Source organism: Rhodococcus sp. PAE-6 (assembly GCF_025290685.1).
Classification (GTDB): domain Bacteria; phylum Actinomycetota; class Actinomycetes; order Mycobacteriales; family Mycobacteriaceae; genus Rhodococcus; species Rhodococcus pyridinivorans.
Genome location: NZ_JAOCLZ010000015.1, coordinates 40,739 through 64,612 on the forward strand (window position 1 = coordinate 40,739; position 23,874 = coordinate 64,612).

General features: G+C 65.6%; 21 protein-coding genes. 5 read left to right on the forward strand and 16 right to left on the reverse strand.

Features of this window, described 5'->3' with window-relative positions; genetic code table 11:
• The 6 genes from NVV99_RS22410 to NVV99_RS22435 form a co-directional block, all read right to left on the reverse strand.
• Complete coding sequence (locus tag NVV99_RS22410; RefSeq protein WP_064256995.1) at positions 1 to 2,181, reverse strand: 3-hydroxyacyl-CoA dehydrogenase NAD-binding domain-containing protein; 2,181 nt, start codon at positions 2,179 to 2,181, stop codon at positions 1 to 3.
• An 11-nt stretch (positions 2,182 to 2,192) separates the two neighbouring features.
• On the reverse strand, positions 2,193 to 3,404 hold the full coding sequence (locus NVV99_RS22415; RefSeq protein ID WP_064256996.1) for an acetyl-CoA C-acetyltransferase: 1,212 nt from the start codon (positions 3,402 to 3,404) through the stop codon (positions 2,193 to 2,195).
• 23 nt (positions 3,405 to 3,427) lie between these two features.
• The gene (locus tag NVV99_RS22420; protein WP_064256997.1) at positions 3,428 to 4,570 is read right to left on the reverse strand and encodes an acyl-CoA dehydrogenase family protein; all 1,143 of its coding nucleotides are present in this window, start codon (positions 4,568 to 4,570) and stop codon (positions 3,428 to 3,430) included.
• A 46-nt stretch (positions 4,571 to 4,616) separates the two neighbouring features.
• On the reverse strand, positions 4,617 to 6,374 hold the full coding sequence (locus NVV99_RS22425) for a long-chain fatty acid--CoA ligase (RefSeq protein WP_064256998.1): 1,758 nt from the start codon (positions 6,372 to 6,374) through the stop codon (positions 4,617 to 4,619).
• A 98-nt stretch (positions 6,375 to 6,472) separates the two neighbouring features.
• On the reverse strand, positions 6,473 to 7,990 hold the full coding sequence (locus tag NVV99_RS22430; RefSeq protein WP_082899726.1) for an aldehyde dehydrogenase family protein: 1,518 nt from the start codon (positions 7,988 to 7,990) through the stop codon (positions 6,473 to 6,475).
• 192 nt (positions 7,991 to 8,182) lie between these two features.
• Positions 8,183 to 8,842 carry a TetR/AcrR family transcriptional regulator gene (locus NVV99_RS22435; protein WP_219130578.1) on the reverse strand — a complete coding sequence of 220 codons (660 nt, stop codon included), beginning with the start codon at positions 8,840 to 8,842 and terminating at the stop codon, positions 8,183 to 8,185.
• 105 nt (positions 8,843 to 8,947) lie between these two features.
• Between NVV99_RS22435 and NVV99_RS22440 the strand changes: the two genes are divergently transcribed.
• Genes NVV99_RS22440 through NVV99_RS22455 form a run of 4 tightly spaced genes read left to right on the forward strand, consistent with a single transcriptional unit; the run spans position 8,948 to position 12,718 of the window.
• Complete coding sequence (locus NVV99_RS22440) at positions 8,948 to 10,426, forward strand: NAD(P)/FAD-dependent oxidoreductase (RefSeq protein ID WP_064257000.1); 1,479 nt, start codon at positions 8,948 to 8,950, stop codon at positions 10,424 to 10,426.
• Positions 10,426 to 10,878 carry an SRPBCC family protein gene (locus NVV99_RS22445; protein ID WP_064257001.1) on the forward strand — a complete coding sequence of 151 codons (453 nt, stop codon included), beginning with the start codon at positions 10,426 to 10,428 and terminating at the stop codon, positions 10,876 to 10,878. The genes NVV99_RS22440 and NVV99_RS22445 overlap by 1 nt, the downstream gene beginning before the upstream one ends.
• Positions 10,875 to 11,735, forward strand: coding sequence for a short-chain dehydrogenase/reductase (locus tag NVV99_RS22450; RefSeq protein WP_064257002.1), 861 nt, complete (start codon positions 10,875 to 10,877; stop codon positions 11,733 to 11,735). Before NVV99_RS22445 ends, NVV99_RS22450 begins: the two co-directional genes overlap by 4 nt.
• Positions 11,732 to 12,718 carry an alpha/beta hydrolase gene (locus NVV99_RS22455; RefSeq protein ID WP_082921083.1) on the forward strand — a complete coding sequence of 329 codons (987 nt, stop codon included), beginning with the start codon at positions 11,732 to 11,734 and terminating at the stop codon, positions 12,716 to 12,718. Before NVV99_RS22450 ends, NVV99_RS22455 begins: the two co-directional genes overlap by 4 nt.
• A 57-nt stretch (positions 12,719 to 12,775) precedes the next feature.
• Here the strand turns inward: NVV99_RS22455 and NVV99_RS22460 are convergent, their stop codons facing one another.
• The 10 genes from NVV99_RS22460 to NVV99_RS22505 all read right to left on the reverse strand — a co-directional run bounded on the left by NVV99_RS22460 (position 12,776) and on the right by NVV99_RS22505 (position 22,374).
• Positions 12,776 to 13,372: a hypothetical protein gene (locus tag NVV99_RS22460; RefSeq protein WP_064257003.1), complete on the reverse strand. Its 597-nt coding sequence runs from the start codon at positions 13,370 to 13,372 to the stop codon at positions 12,776 to 12,778.
• Positions 13,373 to 13,388: 16 nt separating this feature from the next.
• Positions 13,389 to 14,339 (reverse strand): MlaD family protein, encoded by a 951-nt coding sequence (locus tag NVV99_RS22465; protein ID WP_082899729.1) that lies wholly within the window; start codon positions 14,337 to 14,339, stop codon positions 13,389 to 13,391.
• On the reverse strand, positions 14,336 to 15,325 hold the full coding sequence (locus tag NVV99_RS22470; RefSeq protein ID WP_231912075.1) for an MlaD family protein: 990 nt from the start codon (positions 15,323 to 15,325) through the stop codon (positions 14,336 to 14,338). Before NVV99_RS22470 ends, NVV99_RS22465 begins: the two co-directional genes overlap by 4 nt.
• Positions 15,326 to 15,390: 65 nt before the next feature.
• The gene (locus NVV99_RS22475) at positions 15,391 to 16,488 is read right to left on the reverse strand and encodes an MlaD family protein (RefSeq protein ID WP_064257022.1); all 1,098 of its coding nucleotides are present in this window, start codon (positions 16,486 to 16,488) and stop codon (positions 15,391 to 15,393) included.
• Complete coding sequence (locus NVV99_RS22480) at positions 16,488 to 17,582, reverse strand: MlaD family protein (protein ID WP_082899730.1); 1,095 nt, start codon at positions 17,580 to 17,582, stop codon at positions 16,488 to 16,490. Before NVV99_RS22480 ends, NVV99_RS22475 begins: the two co-directional genes overlap by 1 nt.
• Positions 17,504 to 18,499: an MlaD family protein gene (locus NVV99_RS22485; RefSeq protein WP_064257006.1), complete on the reverse strand. Its 996-nt coding sequence runs from the start codon at positions 18,497 to 18,499 to the stop codon at positions 17,504 to 17,506. The genes NVV99_RS22480 and NVV99_RS22485 overlap by 79 nt, the downstream gene beginning before the upstream one ends.
• Before the next feature lies 1 nt (position 18,500).
• Entirely contained in the window at positions 18,501 to 19,490 is a 990-nt protein-coding gene (locus tag NVV99_RS22490; RefSeq protein WP_082899731.1) for an MlaD family protein, read from the reverse strand.
• A 74-nt stretch (positions 19,491 to 19,564) separates the two neighbouring features.
• A complete protein-coding gene (locus NVV99_RS22495) occupies positions 19,565 to 20,428 on the reverse strand; it encodes an ABC transporter permease (protein WP_156665294.1) in 864 nt (287 codons plus the stop codon).
• Complete coding sequence (locus NVV99_RS22500) at positions 20,425 to 21,243, reverse strand: ABC transporter permease (protein WP_231912076.1); 819 nt, start codon at positions 21,241 to 21,243, stop codon at positions 20,425 to 20,427. The genes NVV99_RS22495 and NVV99_RS22500 overlap by 4 nt, the downstream gene beginning before the upstream one ends.
• A 354-nt stretch (positions 21,244 to 21,597) precedes the next feature.
• A complete protein-coding gene (locus tag NVV99_RS22505) occupies positions 21,598 to 22,374 on the reverse strand; it encodes an ATP-binding cassette domain-containing protein (RefSeq protein WP_313906262.1) in 777 nt (258 codons plus the stop codon).
• Positions 22,375 to 22,429: 55 nt separating this feature from the next.
• Between NVV99_RS22505 and NVV99_RS22510 the strand changes: the two genes are divergently transcribed.
• Positions 22,430 to 23,839: an IS1380 family transposase gene (locus NVV99_RS22510; protein ID WP_102032069.1), complete on the forward strand. Its 1,410-nt coding sequence runs from the start codon at positions 22,430 to 22,432 to the stop codon at positions 23,837 to 23,839.
• Positions 23,840 to 23,874: the final 35 nt, after the last annotated feature.

Genomic DNA, 23,874 nt, shown 5'->3' on the forward strand with positions numbered 1-23,874 from the left:
TCACAGCAGCCGCTCGCCTCTCGCAGCCGACGCACGTAGCGAACCTGCGACCACGAACCGGTCGCCGTAGCGTTCCCGAAGTTGATCGGCGCGGGCAACGAATCCGGCGAGACCACCATTGTATTGGTTGATGTACTGCAGCGCGCCTCCCGTCCAGGCGGGAAATCCAATCCCCATGATGGAGCCGATGTTCGCCTCAGCGACGGTGGTGATCACACCCTCGTCGTAGCACTGGTAGGCCTCGATCGCTGCGGCGACGAGCATCCGCTCCTTGGCGTCGTCGAACGGGATGTCGACGAACGGGCGGTGGTAGTCCTCGGCTATTCGCGGCCACAGACCCAGCCGCTTGCCCGCCGGCCCGTCGTACTCGTAGAAGCCGCGGCCCTCGAGTCGCCCCGGTCGGTCGAACTCCTCGAGCATCCGGTCGACGAGCGGGTAAGAGGCGCTGGGTACGAACGGGATGCCACGGGACTTCGCGTCGGCGATGAATCCGGCGCGGATCTTCGCGATGGTCTTCATGTTGATCTCGTCGAAGAGTGTCAGTGCGCCAGCAGGGAATCCGGCCTGCAGCGCGGCCTGTTCGGCGCTCGCCGGATGCATGCCTTCTGCGACGAGGGACAGCGCCTCGTCCACGAACTTGGCGATGACGCGGTTCGCGTAGAAGCCGTACACGTCCTTGACGACGATGGGTGTCTTGCGAATCTGCTTGACGAAGTCGAGTGCGCGGGCCAGTGCCTCGTCGGAGGTGCTCTCGCCGACGACGACCTCGACGAGCGGCATCTTGTCGACAGGGGAGAAGAAGTGGAGACCGATCACGTTGTCCGGGCGGTCGACGGCGGAGGCCATCTCGCCAATCGGCAGGGCTGAGGTGTTCGAGGCAAGTAGCACGTCGTCGTTGCCTACGTTGGCGGCGACCTCGGCGAGGACCTTCTTCTTCAGCTCGACATCTTCGAACACCGCCTCGACGACGAGGTCGGCATCCTTGACGTCGGCGATGTTGTCTGTTGCGAGGATCCGGCCGAGAACAGCGTCGCGCTTGACCTCGTCGATACGCCCCTTGGCCACGGACGCGTCGAGCAAACGTCGGGAGTAGTCCTTACCGCGCTCGGCCGCATCCATGGTGATGTCCCGCAGAACCACTTCAGCACCAGATAGCGCAGCCACATAGGCGATTGCCGCGCCCATCATGCCGGCGCCGAGGACGGCGACCTTCTCGGCGCGGCGCTCCGGGTAGTCAGTGGGCCGGGTCTGGCCCTTGTTCACGGCATTGAGGTCGAAGAACAGTGCCTTGATCATGTTCGCCGACACCTGGCCGCAGATCAGGTTCGTGCAGTAGCGGGTCTCGATGGCGAAGGCGGTGTCGATGTCCACCTGTGCACCCTCAACCGCGGTGGCGACCACGGCGATCGGGGCCGGCATCGGTGCACCCTTGAGCTGCTTGCGTACATTGGCCGGCACAGCGGGCAGGTGGGCGGCGAGGGCGGGTGAGCTCGGGGCCCCACCAGGGATTCTGTAGCCCTTGCGGTCCCAGGGCTGCGCAGCATCGGGGTTCTCGGCGATCCACGCCTTCGCGCGGGCGAGCATCTCGTCGGCCGTGGCGACGACCTCGTCGACGATGCCGACCTTCAGCGCCTTCGACGGATTCATCCGTTGGCCCTGGCCGACGACGTTCAGGATCGCGGGGGTCACGCCGAGCATGCGGACGACGCGGGTGACGCCGCCGGCGCCGGGCAGGACGCCGAGGGTGACCTCGGGCAGGCCGAGCAGGCTGCCCTTCTTGTCCAGGGCGATCCGGTGGTGCGTGGCGAGCGCGACCTCGAAGCCGCCGCCGAGCGCGGTGCCGTTGATCGCGGCGACGACGGGCCGGCCGAGGGTCTCGAGGCGGCGGAACGACTCCTTGAAATGATCGAGCCCGGCAGCGATCTCGGCGGAGTCGGCGGGACCGGCGTTCATCAGCTTGTTCAGGTCGCCGCCAGCGAAGAACGTGTCCTTGCCCGAGGTGACGACGACACCGGTGATGCGGTCCTTCTCGTCCTCGAGGCGTTCGACGATCAACCGGAGTGCGACTGCCATCGAGTCGGTCATGGTGTTGGTGGGCTGGCCGGGATCGTCGATGGTGACCGTGACGACGCCGTCGGCGTCCTGCTCCCAGCGAATGACGTCGGTGTGGTTGTTGGTCATGACGGTTCTCCTCAGACCCGCTCGATGATGGTGGCGACGCCCATGCCGCCGCCGATGCAGAGGGTGATCAGGGCGCGGCGGGCGCCGCGACGCTCGAGCTCGTCGACCATGGTTCCGGTCAGCATCGCTCCGGTGGCGCCGAGCGGGTGGCCCATCGCGATCGCACCTCCGTTGACGTTGATGACGTCGTCGGCTATGCCGAAGTGCTGCTGGTAGTTCAGGACGACGGACGCGAACGCCTCGTTCAGCTCGAACAGGTCGATGTCGTCGACCGTGAGTCCGGCCTTGGCCAGCACCTTCTCGGTCGCCGGGACGGGACCGGTCAGCATGATCGTGGAGTCGGCGCTGCTGGTGGCGGTCGCGACGATGCGCGCCCGCGGCGTCAGTCCGGCGGCCTCGCCCGCGGCCTCGCTGCCGACGAGCACCAGCGCGGAGCCGTCGGCGATACCGGACGAGTTGCCGGCGTGGTGGACGTGGTCGATCTTCTCGACCCAGTGGTACTTCTGCAGGGCGACGGCGTCGAAGCCGCCGAGCTTGCCCATGTCGGCGAACGACGGCTTGAGTCCTGCAAGTGCTTCCGCGGTGGTGTTGCCGCGGACAAGTTCATCGTGGTCGAGCACCACTGCACCGTTGACGTCACGGACCGGCGCGATCGACTTGGCGAAGTAGCCGCCGGTGATCGCGGCCGCGGCCCGCTGCTGCGAGCGCACCGCGTAGGCGTCGACGTCGTCGCGGGTGAAGCCGTTGATGGTGGCGATCAGGTCGGCCGCGACACCCTGCGGGATGAAGTAGGTCTCGTAGTTGGTGATCGGGTCCATCGGCCAGGCGCCGCCGTCCGTGCCGAGCGGGATGCGGGACATCGATTCGACGCCGCCGGCGAGGACGAGATCGTCCCATCCGGAGACGACCTTCTGCGCGGCGGTGTTGACCGCTTCGAGTCCGGAACCGCAGAAGCGGTTGAGCTGGACGCCGCCGACGGAATCGGGGAGTCCGGCGCGCAGGGCGATGGTCTTGGCGATGTCGGCGCCTTGGTCGCCGACCGGGGAGACGACACCGAAGACGATGTCGTCGATGGTCGCTGGGTCGAGCTGCGGGTGACGGGCGAGCAACTCGTGGACGAGTCCGACGCCGAGGTCGATCGGCTTGACGCCGTGCAGTGCGCCGGTCTTCTTTCCGCGGCCTCGCGGGGTGCGGATGGCCTCGTAGATGAAGGCGTGGGTCATGTTCTGCTCCAGTGCGTTCGGGGTCAGAGGAATCGGGCGATGAGGTCTTTCATGACCTCGTTGGCGCCGGCGTAGATGCGGGCGATGCGGCCGTCGACGAAGAGGCGGGCGATGGGGAACTCCTCCATGTAGCCGTAGCCGCCGTGCAGCTGCAGGCATCGGTCGATGACCTCGGTCTGCCGGTCGGAGCACCAGAGCTTGATCATTGCGGCGCGTTTGACGTCGAGTTCGCCGCGCAGGTGCCGCTCGATGGCATCGTCGACGAAGGTTCGCATGACCTCGAGGGTCGTGGTGATCTCCGCGAGTTCGAAGCGGGTGTTCTGCAGGGCGAACAGCGGTTTGCCGAACGCGTGACGTTCCCGGACGTAGGCGAGTGTGTGCTCGTATGCCGACTCGACCGCGCCGAGTGCCGCCACGCCGACGATGAGGCGTTCCTGGGGCAGTTGTTGCATCAGTTGGATGAAGCCCTGCCCCTCGGCGGTCCCGAGCAGGTTCGCGGCCGGTACCCGGAGTCCGTCGAAGAACAGCTCGGTGGTGTCCTGGCCCTTCTGGCCGATCTTCTTGAGCTTGCGGCCGCGGACGAAGCCCGGGGTCTCGTCGCCCACCTCGGCGGCGAGCAGCGAGATCCCGGATGCGCCCTGCTTGGGGTCGGTCTTGACCGCGATGATGATCAGGTCGCAGGTGGCGCCGTTGGAGATGAACGTTTTGGCACCGGAGATCACGTAGTCGTCGCCGTCGCGGACGGCCTGGGTGGTGATCGCCTGGAGGTCGGAGCCGGTTCCCGGCTCCGTCATCGCGATCGCGCCGATCCACTCACCGCTGGCGAGCTTCGGCAGCCAGCGTCGCTTCTGCTCTTCGTTGGCGTAGGCGAGAATGTAGTGCGGGACGATGCCGGTGTGCACGCCGAGCTGCATCGACATTTCTCCGCCGCGGACCTGCTCGCGGAACAGCACCGCTTCGTGCGCGAAGGTGGCGCCGCCGCCGCCGTACTCCTCCGGCACGGACATGCAGAGCAGGCCGAGTTCACCGGCCCTGCGGTAGAGCGCGCGGTCGGGTTGCCCGGATTCGGCGAACTCCTCGCGCCGGGGTGCGACCTCCTTGGTGAAGAAGTCGCGGGCGAGTGCGGTGAGATCGTCAAGTTCGGTCGTCAAATGGTCCAGCGACATGACTGGGGTTCCTCTCGAGGATGTGGTGGAGATGCGCTGTTGGCGTTCAGCGTTCGTAGAGCGCGGCGATGTCTGCGGCGTACTTGTCTCGGATGGGTACTCGGCGCAGTTTCATGGTCGGGGTGAGTTCGTCGCCGCCGGGCAACCAGAAGGTCGGCAGCACCTTCCACCGACGGATGCCTTCGACGCGCGAGAGTCGTCCGTTGGCCGTTGTGACGGCTTCGTCGAGCGCGGCGAGGACCTCAGGATGCTTCGCGAGGGTGTCCGGTGTCGGGTCGGCGATGCCGTGGCGGTCGGCGAACGCCGCGGCCGCGTCGGGGTCGAGGGTGATCAACGCGGTGACATAGGGTCGGTTGTCGCCGATCGCGGCGACGGAGCCGACGAGTGGGCTCGCTGCTTTGAGCGCTCCCTCGATGTTGCTCGGCGACATGTTCTTTCCGCCGGAGTTGATGATCAGTTCCTTCTTGCGGTCGATGATCGTCAGGTAGCCCTCGTTGTCGAGCAGCCCGACGTCGCCGGTGTGGATCCACCCGGCGCCGTCGAGGACCTCGGCCGTCCGGTCGGGATCGTTTCGGTAGCCGCGCATCACGCCGTCGCCGCGGACGAGGATTTCTCCATCTTCCGCAAGTTTCACGTCGGTACCGGGAATGGCTTTGCCGACAGTGCCGTACTTCGGCCGCGCGGCGGGGTTCACGGTGGTGACGGCGGAGGTCTCGGACATACCCCAGGCCTCCATCACCGGGATTCCGAGGGCGAGCATGAACTCCAGCGCCGCGACGTCGATCGGGGCGGCCCCGGACACGGCCGAATCGATGGCGTCCAACCCGAGCTTCGCTCGCAGCTTGGAGAGCACCAGTTTGTCCGCAAGCGTGGCGGCAAGCGTGTCAACTCGTCCGAGCGGCGTGCCGGCGATGGTCGCCTTCGCCTTCTTCCGACCCGCTGCGACCGCCCATCGCGCCAGGGCACCCTTGATGCCGGACTCGGCGGCCAGTGTGGTTTCGACGCTGCCCTTGATCTTGTACCAGAGCATCGGCACCGCGGCGAACGCCGTCGGCCGCACCTGGGGCAGCACGTCGATGAGTGTCTTCGGGTTCTCGACGTCGACCACGGACATGCCGAAGTACATGGGGGCGTACTGGCACAGCCACCGGTTGATCAGGTGCGCGTCCGGCAGGTATGAGACGACTCGACCGGCGGTGAGGTCGCCGATGATCTCTTCGACGACCCCCAGTTGGTACAGCAGGTTTCCGTGGGTGAGCTCGACACCCTTCGGATTTCCGGTCGTGCCGCTCGTGTAGATGAGTGTCAGGACATCGTCGCGGCCGATCGACTGCCATGCCGCGTCGAAGTCGAAGCCGGGATCGGCGCTGGCGATCATCTCGTCCAGGCCGATCGTGTCCGGTTCGGTCGCGTCAACACAGACCGTCGAGATCGCACGGTCTGTGGTTGCCTCTCGAATCCGTTCCAGGAACTGGGATTCGGTCACCAGAACTCGTGGCGCAGCGTTGCCGAGCAGGTAGGCGATTTGGTTCACGCTGCTTGTGTTGTAGATCGAAAACCCGACGGCGCCGAGGTGCATCACCGCGGCGTCGACGAGGTGAAACTCAGGGCGGTTGGTCAGCATGATGCCGACGGTGTCACCGCTCCGTACGCCGAGTGCGACGAGTCCGGCGGCGAGCTCACGGACCTGGGCACCGTACTGCGCCCAGGTGTACGCGACGGTGCCGTCCGCATTGCGAACGGCGGGTTGGTGGCCGTTCCGGGCGACGCGCCGCTGGAAGTGCGTGCACAAGCTGTCCGACAACTCTGCCTCCTTGCTGGGACCCGCATCGATTCGCTGCGGGTGAAGATGGACGCGCCGAGCAGATCCTTCGGCGACATGTTCTGCTGTGACGGAGTCGGTTACCGGCGGCGGAGCCCGCCGTGGCGCAGGCTGAGAACGAGGGCGGTCAGGGGTACCACGTGACGCTGTCGGTGCAAGGTGATCGGCTCGAAACCCGGTATGCGGAAGCGTTTACGCACCACTGCCCTCGGCCGGACGAATTCGAGCAGTCCCTCGCGGCCGTGCAGGCGACCGAAGCCACTGCCCTTCGTTCCGCCCATCGGTACTGCACCCATGCCCGCGAACGCGACAACGGAGTTGATGGAGACCTGGCCGGCGTCGAGGCGGCGCGCGATCTTCTCGCGCTGCTCACCTGCAAACACCGAGGCGCTGAGACCGTAGTCACCAGTGTTCGCGAGTTCGACTGCCTCGTCGATCGACTCCACCGTCCTGACTGTGAGGACAGGGCCGAAGGTCTCCTCGCGCATTGCCGAACACGACTCGGGAACGTTCGCGAGCAGGACCGGGTCGAGGAATCCATCGGTGCGCGGGGTCTCGATACCTCCGAACACAACCTCGCCGCCTACTGCGACGGCGTCCGCAAGGTGCCGCTGCACGGTGTCGATCTGCTTCGGCATCGTCATCGCACCGTAGGTGGTGCCGACGCGGACGCCGCGCAGTTCTGAGATGAGAAGGTCGAGCAACCGGTCAGCGACAGAGCGCACCACGTAGACGCGTTCGACTCCGACACAGGTCTGACCGGCGTTGGTGAAGGCACCCCATGCGATAGCCTTCGCGGCCTCGGTGAGGTCCGCGTCCTCGGCCACGATCGCGGCGTCCTTTCCGCCTAGTTCGAGCACCGTCGGCGTCACCGTCTCCGCGCATGCCCCCATCACAGCGCGACCGGTCGCGGTGGACCCGGTGAACGCGATCTTGTCGACCCCGGATCTGCACAGCGCGGCACCGGTGTCGCCGTAACCTGTCACCACCGTGACAATGCCCGTCGGCGCAGCGGGATTCGCGAATCCGAACGCCCGGGCGTACCAGTCGGCAACGGCCGGGGTGTACTCACTCGGCTTAATCACCACCGTATTGCCCGCAGCGAGAGCGAAGGCCGTCGAACTGTTCGCGGCATAGAGCGGATAGTTCCACGGCGAGATCACACCGACCACCCCAAGCGGCTCGTGATCGACCCGAGCAGCGAAGTTCGCCAGCAGAATCCCCGGCGACACCCGGCGCGAAGCGAGGACCTGTTTCGCGTGACGCTCCGCCCAGCGAATGTGCTCGACGGTCAACCCGATCTCGACGATGGCGTCGTCCACGGGCTTGCCGTTCTCCCGGTGGATCAGATCGGCGAGTTCACGCCGACGCCGCCAGATGTGGCGGCGCCAGCGTTCGAGGTGCCTGCTGCGCTCGTTGACCGATTGAACGCTCCACCACGACGCTGCTGCACGCGCAGAATCGACGACCTCGGTGACATCCCGTGCGGACTGCACCGGGAACACGGCGACGATCTCGCCGGTGGCGGGCTCGCGCGATGTCAGTGAGCCCTGCCCGGGATTCGGCATGGGGACGGCTGAAGTCGGATCGGTTGTCATGGGGCCACTCCTCGAAACAACGCAAGGTGGACGTTGACGGCGTCAACAAGGAGTCGAAATCTCGCCTGTAACAGGAGGATCAGCGGTCGCCGCCGGCACGGCCCCCTACCCCGCACCGACCCTCACGTCCACTCTGTTGACGCCGCGCCAAATATAGACAGCCTATTGGCGCCGCGTCAACAAGTCTGCGAATCAGCCGCGCGTACGGGTCCCCAACTCGTGCAGGGCGAGCACGAGGTCGGTGCAGTGATCCGCGACCTCATCGGCCGTCGCGGAAATCCGACCCTCGAGCCAGTTCAGGAAGACCATCACCAGCGCCCCGGACAATGAGCTGACGACGAGGCCGAGCTTGTCCGGGTCGGCGAGGCCCGCGCTGCCGCCGTCCCGCCACACCACCTGCGCGACGTGGAGCACGAATACCGGGATCGCCGCCACAGCGTGGTCGCGGAGAACGTCGTCAACGAGCGTCTCCCGGAAGAGAATGCGGGCGCGCCGCGGATCCTCCTCGAAGTACGCCGCCGCCGCCATGAACGTGATACGCAGGCGCTCGGGCAACTTGCCATGGATGTCAGCGGCACCGATCACCTCGACGAGCTCCCCGACCACCCGGTCATAGACCGCGATGACGAGATCGCCACGACTGTCGAAGGTCTCGTAGAAGTACTTCGCGCTCAATTCGGCCTCGCGGCACAGGGCGCGCACGGCGGCCGCCCCTGTGCCGTCCGCGCCGATCAGCCGAAAGCCCGCTGCTATGAACTGCTCGCGGCGATCCTGCGCACGCTCGCCCAGGGTGCTACCACGCCAGACAGTGGGACTCTCCATGCCTTCACCCTCCCAGGTATCGCAGTTCACGGCCATCGCACTCTTGACTCAATGCCAACAGTACTGGAAACATACGTTTCCAGTGAGGCGCGGACCCCCGCCTCGACACCACCGGCTCGACACCCAAGGACACCGATGCCTGATCAGAATGTGACCGCAGCCGACCACGAGATCGTCGTCATTGGCGCTGGCTTCGGCGGCATCGCGATGGCCGTCAAACTCCGCGAAGCGGGGATCGACGACTTCGTGATCCTCGAGCGTGCCGCCGCTCTCGGTGGCACCTGGCGCGACAACACCTACCCTGGCTGCGCCTGCGACGTCCCGTCACAGCTCTACAGCTACTCGTTCGCACAGAACCCGGACTGGACCCGGACCTACGGCAAACAGGAGGAGATCCTCGCCTACCTGCACCAGGTTGCCGACCGTTACGATGTGAAACGGCACATCTGGTACGAGGTCGAGATGCTCGGCGCGCAGTGGAACGAAGCCGATCGGATGTGGACGCTCGAGACGAGTGCCGGCACCGTCACTGCACGTGTGGTTGTCACCGCCGCTGGCGTATACGGCGAGGCCAAGTACCCCGACATCCCGGGCCGGGACACCTTCACCGGCACCGCGTTCCACTCGCTGCACTGGGACCACTCGTACGACCCGACGGGCGATCGGATCGCCGTCATCGGGACCGGGGCCTCGGCCGTCCAGTTCGTCCCCGAACTGCAGAAGACGGCGCGGCGGCTGTTGGTCTTCCAGCGGTCCGCGCCATGGATCATCCCCCGGATGGATCGGATCACCTCCCGGTTCGAGCGCCAGTTGATTCGCCGCATTCCGCTCGTCGGCAAGGCGATGCGCGCGCTCTTCTACGGTGTGATCGAAGGGTTCGGGTTGGTCGGCTTCGTCAGCAACAAGTTCCGCTTCCCCTACGAGCTGATGGGCCGCTACCAGCTGCGTCGCCAGGTCCGCGACCCCGAACTGCGCAAGACACTGACGCCGGACTACATGATCGGCTGCAAGCGCGCGATCTTCTCCGATGAGTACCTCCCGGCGCTCACCCGCGAGAACGTCGACGTCGTCACCACCGGCATCGCGGAGATCCGTCCGCACTCGGTCGTCACCCGCGATGGCATCGAGCATGAGGTGGACACCATCGTCTACGGCACCGGGTTCCAGGTTCCCCCCGCCGTCTACGAGCGGATCCAGGGCGTGAACGGAATCACCTACGCAGACCTGTACCGCAAGGCCCCGCAGAGCTATCTCGGCATGGCCGTGGCCGGGTTCCCCAACTTTTTCAACACACTCGGCGCATTCGGTGCCGTAGGCAACCAGTCGGTGATCTACATGATTGAGGCCCAGGTCAAGTACATCGTCGACGCAGTCAGCACCATGCGGCGCCGTGGACTCACCCGCGTCGAGGTCCGAGACGACGTCCAGGATCGATTCGTCGACGAGATGAACCGGCGCAGCGACGGAACGGTCTGGCTCACCGGTGGCTGCGACACGAGTTACTACCACACTGCGGACGGCAAGAACGCCGGCCTCTACCCAGGGTGGAGTTTCGAGTACAAGCGCCGCGTGGAGAAGTTCGACTCAGACGCCTACACGGTGAGTACCCGCTGATGCCGTTTACCATCGCCCGTACACTCGACGCACCGATCGACCGCGTCTTCGACTGGCTTGCAGACGCCACCAACTACCTTGCCGCACTACCGATCACCCGCGTCGACCTGACTGGGCCCGGCAGCACCGAACCGTCTGGAGTCGGCTCCCGCCGAACGATCTGCGCCGCCGGCGTCGAATTCGACGAGGTGGTAACCGAATTCGCACGCCCCATCCGAATCTCCTACACCGTCGAGAAGACGCGGCCCCGACTACCCCACCGGGGAGCGACAGTTTCCCTGACGGAGACCCCGAAGGGAACCCGCGTCCGCTGGCGGCTCGACACCCGCATCGACGTACCCGTCGTCGGTCCACTGGCCGGCTTCCTGCTCGGCGCGCTGCTCGCCCCCGGCTTTCTCTTCATCCTCGCGGCCGCGCAGCGGTCCCTGAACGCGGAACGGATTCGTCCATGACCATCTTGCGACCACAGCGAACTCAACTGGACCTCCGAGGCCGAACCGTCCTAGTCACAGGTGCCGCGCAAGGAATCGGGCTCGGCGTCGCCGAGATCCTCGTCGGACGCGGCGCTGCAGTCGCGTTGGTGGACGTGAACCCGGACGCCGTCGACCTGGCGGCTGCCACGCTCGGGCCCAACGCGCTCGGCCTGGTAGCCGACGTCCGGGACCGGTCCGCGATGGCCAAGGTAGTCGCCGACACCGTTGCCCACTTCGGCCGCCTCGACGCGGTTGTCGCGAACGCCGGCGTGACACCGTCTCCGTCCACCATCCGGACCATGGACGATGCCGACTTCGACCGCGTGATCGGCATCAACCTCACCGGCGTCTACAACACGGTCCGCCCCGCCCTCGACCACATCATCAAGCAGAGAGGGCACGTCGTCGTGGTCTCCTCATGTGCGGCGTTCGCCCCAGGCGCGGGCGGATCGCCGTACATGATCAGCAAGTCGGCGATCGAACAGTTCGGAAGGGCACTCCGTGTGGAACTCGCAGTGCACGGCGCGACCGCCGGAGTCTCCTACTTCGGCATCGTGGACACCGCAATGACCCACGACATGCTCGACTCCGACGACCTCGGCAAGGAGATCGGTGGACTCCTCCCCTGGCCGCTCAGCCGCCGCATCACGGCACGGCAGGCCGCCAAGACGATCGTCGACGGCATGGTGAACCGAGCCCCCACCACCATCGCCCCCGCGGGGTGGCGGCAGTACTCGTGGCTACGCGGAATAGTCAACCCACTACTCGATCACCGCATGAGCGCCGACCGGCACCTACAGGGTCTGCTGCGCACGCTGGAGGAACGCGAGCGGTGAAGCGGCGACGCCCGACCTCCGATTACCCTTCCTACACCTCGAACCTCGTCCCGCTGCGGCCGTCCGTACGCTCACGACTGCTCCGCGGCGCCTCACGATCGACAGTCAAGCGTCTGGCCGATCGAGCACAGGTCGACCCCCGGGCGATCCGGCGCGCGCGAGTCGTGATCGACCAGGTCATGCGCCTGACGGCGTTCCCCGTGCACGGCACGACGGTGGAGGTCGTCGTCGCAGGAACGGTCCGGGGCGAATGGACCAGGCCGCCGGTCGTCTCCAGCGACGCCGCCGTCCTGTACGTGCACGGCGGCGGATTCGTCGCCGGGTCACCTCGCGGCTACCGGGGTGTCGCGGGACGGCTGACCGCGGCACTCGGGTTGCCCGTCTTTGTCGTCGACTATCGATTGGCGCCGGAACACCGCAATCCGGCTGCCGGAGACGACATCGACGCGGCCTTCGAATGGCTTGTCCGACAAGGCTTCGCCGCGGATCGCATCGTCGTCGCCGGAGACTCTGCTGGCGGTCACCTCGCGACCGAATTGATGCTGGCACGGGCAGATCGAGGTCTCACCCCGCCCGCAGCACTGGTGCTGTTCTCCCCGATGACCGACCTCGGCCTCGGTCTCGTCACCCCGGACCGGGCGAACGACGACGGCCTGCTGTCCCTGAAGGTCGCGCGGGCCGCAGTCGCCCACTACCTCGACGGCCGGAGCGCGGTGCCCGACCTGCGGCCGACCCCCGGCAGCGCCCTCCCGCCTGTCCTCGTCCAGGCTAGCGACTGCGAGCTCTTCACCGGCGACGCAGTCGAACTCGCGGACCGACTGCGTCGCGCGGGAGCCAGCTGCGAGTTGCAACTGTGGCCGGGCCAGATGCACGTCTTCCAACTACTCGTGAACTTGGTTCCCGAAGCCACGCGAGCGCACCGGGCCGCCGCGCAGTTCGTACTCCCTCTGGTCAGGCCAGGGGCCGACCGGATCGCCGGGTAGTGCGACCAAACCACCTCTTCGATGCCGCCGATCGGCCCATCCGGTCGGCGGCGTCGCTCACCGTCCAGGAATCGCACCGTCAAGTCCGCCGACGTCGGTGATCTCCCACCCAGCGTTCCGGTCGATCGTGACCGAGTAGGTGACCGTGGACTGCGCGCTGTCCGGGTTCTGCACGCTCGTCGAGTCCACATCCACGAACGCGTTCACCGTGTAAACCCCGTCCGCCTCCGTCTCGACGGTCGCAGCGATGGGGCTCGCAGTCGACTTCCACTGCAGAGGTAGGAGGATCTCCCGTAGGGGTGGGGACGTCGCCTCGAAGCGAGCAGCGAGCTCGTCCGATGTCCCCTCCTTGAGTCGGCCCAGCCACGCGTCCAGATCCTGGAAGTCCACGGTCGCGGCACCGACAGCGTAGTCCTCGGCGAGTTGCTCTGCGTGCTCGCGGTCCGCTGCGGCAGCGCGGTCGTCGTTCCGTGCTCCACTCTCTGACACGTAGAGCGAACCGAACACGGCCGCCGCCGCGGCGAGAACGACACCGCCGACACCTGCCCAGATCAGCACGGACCGCCGGAGGGTCACCGTAGCGGGCCCGGGCTGCGTTGCCTGGGAGCCCCCCTCGGCCGGCGACTCGTCGAGGGCCGACGGCGTCTTGTCCATTACCAAACTCCGTTCGTCATTTCGGGTTCACTTCCACGCGAACCGCGCCATCTTCGTCGACCGCGCCCAATGCCTGTGTTATCAGCGCACTGAGGTCGATCGGCTGCAGCCCACCGCTGACCAGGGGTTGCAGGACCGGGGCGATCGCGGCCAGCGTCGGCCCCTCCCGCTCGACCCAGTCGGTGACGCGCTCCAGCTGAGGTATCAGGCCGTCGCCCTCGACGTACATCCGCGGCGCGTCACCGGCCTTCGAGACACGAGCCAGGGAGTCGACGATCTCACTGAAACGCTGCGCGAACAGGGTCCACAGCGGCGACGACGCCCGGGCGGACGGTTCCAGCCACGACATGTTCCCGCCCATCGCCTGCAAGTCGACCGACAACTGCCTGATCTCCGGCAGCCGCGTCAGCAACGTAGCGGACAACAGTTCCGCCGAACGCTGGAGCTTCGGTGTCACGCTACCCGTGCCGGCGAGCGATTCGTCGAGGGTATTCGTCAAGGACGCGAGCACTGTCGGGTCGAGTTCGTTAAGCAAGCCGGTGACCGACCGCGCCACCATCGGAATCGACATCGAGGCGTCGATCAACTCCGATGAGACGAGCTGACCGTCAATCAGATACGGCCCGTCGGTAGTCGACGGACGGAAGTCGACATACGTTTCGCCAAGTGCCGACAGGTTCTCGACGCGAACCGAGCTTTGAGCGGGAACCTGTTCAGCCTCGTCGAGCGCAAGCATAACCTGCACCCCGCCGGGCGCGACGTCGACGGCACTCACCTCCCCTACCTCGATTCCGCGTACCAGCACAGGTGACCCTGGAAGGAGACCGGCGGCATCGTCGAGAACCATCATGACGGTGATATGCCGCCGGAACGGATCGATCTGCGCCACGCCGAGGAACAGATAGGAGGCGCCGAGAACGAAAACCGCAGCAATAGCGCCCAGCGACAACCACATCCCGCGGGTCACCGGACCACCCCGATCATCCGGAGAGTGTCGACGATCTGATCCACCTGGTCGTCCGTCGACATCGGGTCGCCCACGGTGACAGTCTGCACATTCACCTTCGGGCCGTACTGGAACCACGGCAGGATTTTGTCCCGCAGTAGCTCCGTTAATAGCTTCAGGTTCGACGGGTCGTCCAGGTTGAACGGGCGGGCAGCGAACGCCAACGGCATGAACGCCTCCGCTGCGCCGTCACTCGCGGTGAGCACAGGGGCCAGCCAGGACAGAGCGCGACTGATCTCGGCGATGCGGCCGAACAGCCCGAGCGCGCTGAGGAGCGACGACACCGCGTCCACGAGCTGTTCCACCTCACCGTCAGTGAGAATGTCCGCCAGGAGCGGGGACTTGTCGGCGACCTGCTGGGTCGCGCCGCCGAGCCCGTCGAGCAAGACGTCGAGATCGTCCTGGTTCGACGCCAGGTCCCGCGCATTTGCAGCCAGATTCTCCGAGATCCGCCTCGTCTGCGCCGCGTCCGCAGGGAGAACGGAGTTCAGCTCGTCGACGATCTCCTGGAAAGTGGTGACCGCGCCGCCGTTGACGAACAGCGCGAGCGCGGCCATGGTGTCCTCGATCTGATTCGTCGGCCGGGTCCGGCTGCGAGGAATGGTCGCCCCGTCGGTGAGGGCATCGCCCGATTGGTCGTCTCCACTGGTCATCAACGCAACGTGGATGTCTCCGAGGATGGTCTGTTGTCGCAGTTCCGCTCGGGTCGTCGCAGGGAGCCTGACCGACTCGAGCAACTCGAGATCGACAACGGCGTAGCCGGCTTCGGGTTCCGGTCCGGGCGACGGGTCGACCACCGAGACATCCATCACGGTGCCGATCTGCGCGCCGTCCGCGAACACCTTGGCGCGCATCGGCAGGTTCAAAGCGTCGGTGAACTCGACGTGCACCGTGTAGGTGTCGCCCGTCACGCCGGTGCCGGGGACGGGCACTGTCGCCGGGTCCACTCCGCAGCCAGCGACAGTGACCGCCACCGCTGACAGAGCGCATAGCGCCACCGTCGAGGGATGCCTCATCGGGACGTCACCGCCCCGAGCACCAACTGCGCAAGGTCCGTCGTCGGTATACCGTCGACGTCCCGGCAGCGGCCGGGAGTGGCCGCGTTCACTGCGGTGCACAGAGCGCTCGCCTCGTCGCCGCGGAGCGCGACTTTCGGTGCCGCGTATCCGATCGAGACCCGCCCTGTGACAGGGTCCGTGACATTCCCGAACCCGGCCGCGATGCCTGGCACCATGTCCAGGAGACCACGCAGACCGTCGACGTTCGCCGCCGCCCACCGCAGGAATGGAACCGTCGATTCGAGCTCCTTACTCACAGATCCTCCGGCCAGCACACTCAGTTCGTTCAACATCGGGAGCACCTTCGCTAGTGCGTCGCCCAACTCCACGACCATCGGGAACAGCTGGTTGTCGAGCACCTCGAAGGTCTCGGGGAACCGGGTGAACATTGCCTGGATGTCCGTCCACCCGCGGTTCGCACTCGCTGCGAGCGACGACAACGCATCGATGATCCGGCCGATCCGTGCGATGTCGACATCAGCCGAACCCAGCGCTCCTCCGAGCGTGTTGATCATCGTGTTCACCTCGCCACCGGTACCCGACAGCGCATTGTCCAGGGCCCGCAGCGACTCTCCTAGATCCGACTCGGTGCCGACTTCGGTCCCACGAAGCTCGTCCGATAGGTGGGCCACGGCGTCCAGTGCAGTGGTGAGGCTCTGTGGCGTCAACGTACTGGTGATACATGTGTCGGGATTCCACGCCTGTCCGGCACCGTCGCTGAACACCGTGAGATCACGGTCGGCGACGATGCTGTCGGAGACCGTCGTCGCCGACACCTCGCCCACCGGTGCGTGCTTCTCCTCCACCGTGAAGTCGACACGAACCGTGGCGCCGTTGCCACGGATTGCGGTGACGGCACCGACGTCGATGCCGCGGATGGTTACCTTGCTGTCCTTGTGAAGTCCGATCGAATCCGGCATCAACGCGCAGTACGACAGACTGCGCGCGTCTGGACCGGAATAGACGGTGAAGCCGACGATCACGACGAGGGCAAGAACAACGGTTCCGATGATCGACATGAGTGCCCGGGAGCCGAGCAGGCGGTGGATCATCAGCAGCTTCTTCCTGGGACGGGTACACACAGGCGAGGTGCGACGACGACGGTGCCGGAGTCGTCGATGACAGGGTCATCGGTGGCGAGGATCTGGTCCGTCCGCGTCGCGAGCGACCGGACTGTGGCCAGCATCGTGTCGAGGTTCTCGCTGATGCGGACAAGTTCTGGGGCCAGTTCCTTCAACACGGGGACGAGGGGCTTCACCGTCGCTTGCCACGCGGGTTCCAGGCCCTCGATCCGCTGGATGGCGCTCACTGTCAGCGTTCCGGCCAACTGCATCTCGGCCTGCTTGTCCAGTACCGTCGTCTCCAACTGGTTCACGCTGACGACGAATCTCGCCAATTGTGCTTTGGTCTGCTCCAGTGCACCGGAGTACTCCTCGACAACCGCGAGGGCCTCTGACACCTGGTCGCTCTGGCGGTCGAGTATGTCGGCGAACGACGTTAGCCCCTCAACTACCTGTCGCACACTGTCTGGTGCGGCCTCGAGCGCCGCGCCGGACAGTGTCAGTGACTCGTTGACCGAGCCGCCGTCGACGGCGTCCAATGGGCGGATCGCGTCCTGGAAGACCTGGTTGAGGCTGTACGGCAACCGCACTCGATCTGCAGGTATCGGCTGATCTCCCAAGGGCTGGTCGCCAGCCGGCTGCAGTGCGATGTAGTGGCCACCGACGATGGTCAGCATGCGCACGTCGAGACTCGACTCACGGCCGACAAAGACGTCACGGTCGACGGTGAACGTCAACCGCACGTGGTCGGGTTCGAGTTCGAGTTCGGTGACCGTGCCGACGGATATTCCGGCGACTCTCACCCCGTCGCCAACCGCGATCGACTGAGCCTCGGTCGCGAAAGCCGTGTACGTGTGCTTGCCGACCGGAAGCACCGAGAACAGGCCCGCAGCGCCGAGAAGGGCAACCACCACGCTGACACCGAGCAACCCTCGCCGGAGTTCGCGGCGCTCTGTGAAACCTGCCTGCGATTCCCGTGACCGGCGCTCGCGAAGCCGTCGAACCATCACTGGCACACCACCACTCGCTGCCCCGAGATCAAGACCTGAAGCTGCGTCGGCAACTCCGCTGGCCCTCGACTGCATCCGAGGTCGAGACCTGTCCCGCCGGTCGCAGCCTGCATGTCGAGTGACTGGAGCACCACGGGGAGCCTGCGCAGCGAGTCCACGGCCGCGGCTGGGTTCGGAAAAACAGTTCGGACGAGTTCATCGAGATCGGGATTCGACTCCGGCGTCAACCCAAGGTTCGCCAAAAGACTGTCCAGCGGCGCCATCACGGCTGGCGCCGTGAGGGCGAAGTCGACGACGCCTTCTACCTTGCGTTGCAACTCGTCGAAGAGATTGGCGAGTTGGGTGAGCAGGACGATGGCCTGAGGGGACCGACCTCCGAGTTGTTCGGAGATGATCGACAGATTGCGAATCAACGTCGACACGACCACTTGGCGGTCGGTCGCGTATTCACTCAACTGGCCGATTGAATCCATCGCCGGGCCGATGCCGGTGCCGTCGCCTTCGATGACTGCGATCACGCTGCGTGTCAACTGATTCAACGATTCCGGGGACAGCTCTTTCAACACCGGTCGAAGCCCGTTGAACACGGAGGTGATGTCGAACGAGGGCACCGTCTGTGATGTGTCGATCGACGTACCAGGGCCGATCTGCGACCCAGGCTCGGGTGCCTGCTGCACATCCAGATACCTTTGACCGGTCAGATTTTGGTAGCGGATCGCGAGCGTCGAGTTGTCGAATACCGAGTGGTTCGACAGCACCGTGAACCGCACGCGGGCCAGGCTGCCCGCGAGGACCACCGACTCCACCTTGCCCACGGCGACACCGAACATTCGGACGTCGTCACCGGTCGCAAGGCCACTGGCATCGGTAAACATGCCCTCGTAACTGTCGGTGTCCCCATCGACAGGTCGCTGCACGGCGGTGATCACCGCCGTGAGAAGGACCACGATCAGGACGCCGAAGATGCCCAGTTTCATTCCGGTTCGCAACATGTCACTCCCCCACAGGTTTCGGGGCCGCCATCGAGGCCAGCGGTCCGAGCAGCACGTGCGCCACTCCGGGCGCGGTGTCGACGTTCACCTCGGCCTGCAAGACCGGCCCGGCGGGGCCGTCGGTGAATCCCCGGTTCAGCCGACGGAGAAGCTCGGCAAGCTCCGCAGAGGTCCGTTGCGGCGTCGACACCGAGGCGGTCGCCGCATTCAGAAGGGGCACAACAAGATTTGTGAATCCTGTGAGGTTGTCCTCGCCGGCTAGTCCGAGAGCGGTGCCGGCAGGTAGCAGGTCGTTCACGATCGCGTCCACCGTGGCGTCGAAGTGCTCGCGGTCCTCACGCAGCGGTTGGTTGGATCGCAGCACGTCGAAGACCCCAATGGTGGCGGCCGTGAAGTCGCCCAGCCCCGTAGCAGCGCGGCCATATTCCCCCGCCAGTTCCGAGGCTGGCATCCATTGAGTCTCTTCGACCACGCTGGCGACAGCGATGCCCGCCCGCAGCAGCGGTGCGAAAGAATCGATGCCGGCGGACAGCTGTGTCAGGGCCGATGTCAGCTGCGGGGTCAGAGCCTGACCTGTGATGCTCGAGAACTGCCGCAGTAACGCACTCATCGTGGCGTCGTAGACGTCGCCAGCGCGGGGACCGGTCAGGTCGATCGTCGTTCCGTCTCGAAGCTCGGCGCCACCGGGTCCGGACACCAGTTCCACCCCGCTGATTCCGAACAGGTTCGATGGCGCGTAATCGACGCGAAGACTGTCGTCGATCCCGAACAGGCGATCACGGTCAAGCGCCAGATCCAGTGTCACGATCCCATTGCCGGCGGCGGTGACACCCTCGACAGTTCCGACGTCCACTCCGCGGGAGCGCACCGAAGTGCCCTCGCCGACTCCGTCGCCGAGCAGCTCCGTCTCCACCACAACGTGCATGCGCGGGTCGTCGGCGGACGTCAACGGTCCAAGCCACACCAGGAGGATGGCAACGGCGAGAACCACGACGACGACTCCGGTCCTCGTGGCTTCCGGTCGGGTCGTGGGGACTCCCGGCACTGCGTAATTTGGCATCGTCGTCACCCCGTGAACATGATTGTCGCGTTGAATCCCCACAGCGCGAGGCTCATCAGCATGTTGAGAGCGACGATCGCCACGAAACTGGCGCGCACGGCCCTGCCTGAGGCCAACCCCACCCCTTCCGGGCCACCCGAGGCAAAGAAGCCGTGGTAGCTGTGAATCATGATCACCACCACACCGAAGACGACCGCCTTCGCCGTGGCGGCGAGGATGTCCGGTCCGCTGACGAACTGCAGGAAGTAGTGGTCATAGACGCCACCTGACTGACCGTGCACCGTGATCGTCAGCAACCGGCACGCAAAGTAGCTGAGAATCAGCGTGATGAGGAAGGTGGGCACGATCGCCACACCACCAGCGACCACGCGTGTCGTGACGACGAACGGGAGCGACCTCAGTCCCATCGACTCGAGAGCGTCGATCTCCTCGGAGATTCGCTGGGATCCGATCTCGGCAGTGATCCTGCAGCCAGCCTGCGCCGCGAAACCGATTGCGGCGGCGATGGGCGCGAGTTCGCGAGTGCTTGCGAACGATGAGACGATCCCGGTGAGCGGGCCGAGTCCGACCATGTTCAGGGTCGTGTAGGACTCGATACCGATCAGTGCACCCATCGCCAGCCCGAGAACAGCGAGCAACGGCACAGTGCCGCCACCGACGAAAACGGATCCGCGACCCCATGTCATGTCAGTGATCGCGCGCACCGTCTGATGCCGGTAGTGGACGACAGTGAATGGAACCGACGCGATCACCCGCCAACAGAAGACGAGGGTGAAGCCGAGCGACTCGACAGGGTTGACGCGCAGACCCGCACGAGCGGCACGGACGACACCCTCGAGACCACGGGGCACGTACGACGACGCCATCACGCCAGCCTCGGGGGCAGCAGCTGCGCAAGAATCTGCGTGATCGCGAGGTTCGCGAGGACGATCGAGGCGACCGACAGAACGACCGACGCGTTGACGCCGTCGGCCACTCCTCGCGGCCCCCCCTTCGCTTCGAGGCCACGCTGACTGGCGATGATCACGACGAGGAACCCGAAGACGACCGACTTTCCGAGTGAGACCCAGATGTCGCTCGTGGTGACGAACGCGCCGAACGTTCCCCAGTAGCTGCCGGGGGTGACGCCACGCCCGATGACTGCCGCTAGATAGCCGGACAGGATGCCGACCGCCATGATCAGGACGTTGAGCATCGGGGCTACGACGACCATGGCAACGAAACGGGGTACCACCAGGCGACGCACTGGGTCGATGCCGAGTGTTCGTAGAGCGTCGATCTCCTCGCGAATCGTTCGTGCACCGAGATCGGCGGCGATCGCGGCCGCGCCGGCCCCGCCCAGCAGGAAGCCGGTCGCCATGGGGGCGCCCTGCTTGATCACGCCCATACCACCTGCGGCTCCTAGCAATGCATCAGCGCCCAATTGTTCAATGAGGTTTCCGACCTGGATCGAAACGATGATTCCGAAGGGAATCGCGATGAGCACGGCTGGTACCGCGGTGACGGTCACCAGGAACCACGCCTGCTGAAGCGCGTCCTTCCAGCGGAACCGTCCTCGCACTGTGTCGGTGACCGAACCGCCGACAACGGTTGCCGCAAGCTCGACGGCCCGCCCGAACGTTCGCAGTCCGGATTCCACGACATCGGTGAAGTTGGTCCGGAGTACCTGTGCGGCAGCGCGCATCGAACCGTCCATGGTTAACCCCCTGATCGACAAGTTCTCTACGACACCCGCCGAATCGAACACAATGTCCGACAGTATGTATGCCCCTCTTCTGGAGCGTCAAGCAGTTGTTGTGGCCGCGCGAGGGTCATCTCGCCAACCCCGGGCGGCGCGCGCTTCCGCTGACGAGCGGATCCGAATGTGGCACCGGATCCCCGGAGCCTGCTGAACCCTGCGCGCTTCTCGTTCGACTCTGACGACTCTCACCACGACAGAGACACCCCGTCAGCTGAGGTTCGGCGGAACCGGGCCGTAGCATGCAAGCCAGCCGATTCGAGCGATCTCGGCCACCGAGTTACACCACTCTATGGGGCACTACTTCCCAGCGCTCAGGGCAGCCCCTGCTTCCTCCTCATGCTTGAGCAACTTGCTCACGAGGGCGGGTCGGTCCAGATCACTCATCCGGTCATCGGCGGCGATCGCACCGTCCATGAGAATCACGGCGCGGTGCGCGCACTCGAACACCTCCGATAGCTTGTGCGTGACTACAACAATCAAAGCTCCCGCTGCGGCGAGTTCTTTAAGGACTCCGAGGACCAGCAGCGAGTCAGCCTTAGTGAGGTTCGAGGTCGCCTCATCGACGAACACCTTGTTCGCTCCCAGTGCGAGAGCACGAGCAACCGCAACCAAGGTCCTCTGCCCTGGCGACAGCTCCCTAATCAGAACCGACGGATCGATGTCGAGGCTGACTGACTGCAAGGCCGCACGCACAAGAGGAGCTTCCCTTCGGCGGTCGATTAGTGGACCGAACCGTGAGGTATTCGGCTGTCCGAGTCGAAGGTTGTCGGCAACACTCAGATCCTCAACCAACCCCAGATCTTGGTGAATAAAGGCAACATCCGGGCGTCCTGCCAGGGAATCGACCTGCCGTCCATCGACCTCCACGTGACCACTATCCGCTGTGTAGTAGCCATCGAGCACTTTGATCAGGGTCGATTTGCCGGCGCCATTGGGGCCCATCAGCCCTACGATCTCACCGCCCCGAAGGTCGAGGTTGATCCCCGCCAGAACCGCGTTCCCGCTAAACCTCGATCCACCGATGGGGAGGCTTGCTGAGTTGGCGTCGTAACGCAGAAATGCCCCTCTGACCAGGAAGAATAGAGCTTGTCTAAGGTCCTATTTCCCGAGTCTGAGAGGCATCTCGTAGGTGCAATTCAAGCATGCTCCCGTTGCCGTGTCGGCTGTGTTCGATGATCCGAATCTCGTGTCGGTCGCGGGGCTGGTCCCGATGCTCCGTCTTGCCCGTTCTGCGGGGCTTGATGAGCTCGCGCAGTCGCGATTGAGCGTCCCGACGGACAAGGGTGCGAACGCCGGCGGCAAGGTGATGGCGCTGGTCGCGGGGATGCTCGCTGGCGCGGACTCGATCGACGACATGAATCTGCTGCGTCATGGCGGGATGGGCCGGTTGTTCGATCGGACGTATGCACCGTCGACGCTGGGCTCGTTCCTGCGGGAGTTCCGGTTCGGGCACGTCCGCCAGCTCGATGCCGTCGCCTCACGGACGCTGGTGAACCTCGCATCGGCCGCGCCGCTGCTGCAGATCCGGGACGGTGAGCGGGTGATGGTCGACGTGGACGACACGATCATCGAGGTCCACGGGTACCAGAAGCAGGGAGCGTCGTTCGGGTACTCCGGCGTCCGCGGCCTCAACGCCCTCGTCGCGACAGCGTCGACGACGACCTCAGCGCCGGTGATCCTCGCCCAGCGGTTGCGGCAGGGGAAGACCGGTTCCCCGAAAGGCGCGGCCAGGATCGTCGCCGACACCCTCGCCACGCTTCGCCGCATGGACCTGGGCAGCAGTGTTCGGCCGTTGCTGCGGGCGGACTCCGCGTTCTACGGCCACGCCACCATCGGCACCGCGATCAAGGCCGGCGCGGACGTGTCCATCACCGTTCGGATGGACCCCGCGGTGAAGACGGCGATCGCGACGATCCCCGAGGACGGGTGGGAGACGATCGAGTACCCGAACGCGATCCGTGACGAGGTCACGGGCCGGTGGATCTCGAAGGCCGAGGTCGCCGAGGTGCCCTTCGTCGCGTTCCGTTCCCGGAAGATCGCCGAACGGGTTGAAGGACGACTGGTGGTCCGACGGATCCCAGACCTGAACCCCAAGCAGGTCGAGCAGCCGACCTTGTTCGACAGCTACCGGCACCACGCGTTCTTCACCACCACCGACAAGCAGACAATGGGAACCGTCGCGGCGGACAAGACCCACCGCGGGCACGCGATCATCGAGCAAGTTCACGCCGACCTGAAGGCGGGCCCGCTCGCTCACCTGCCCTCGGGAGTGTTCACCGCGAACAGCGCATGGCTCGTCCTCGCCGTGATCGCATTCAACCTCACTCGCGCCGCTGGACTCATCGCCGACCGAGGCGGGCGGCTCGCCCGGGCAACGACCGCGACGATTCGCCGCACCCTCATCTCAGTGCCGGCACGACTGGCACGGACGGCGCGCCGCATCATCCTGCACCTGCCGGACGCCTGGCCCTGGCAGACCGCGTTCGACCGACTCTTCACCGCGACGCACGCACCACCACCACCGGCCGCGGCCAGCTGACCACCGCCGCCACCAGCGGCACGACCGAGAACGAA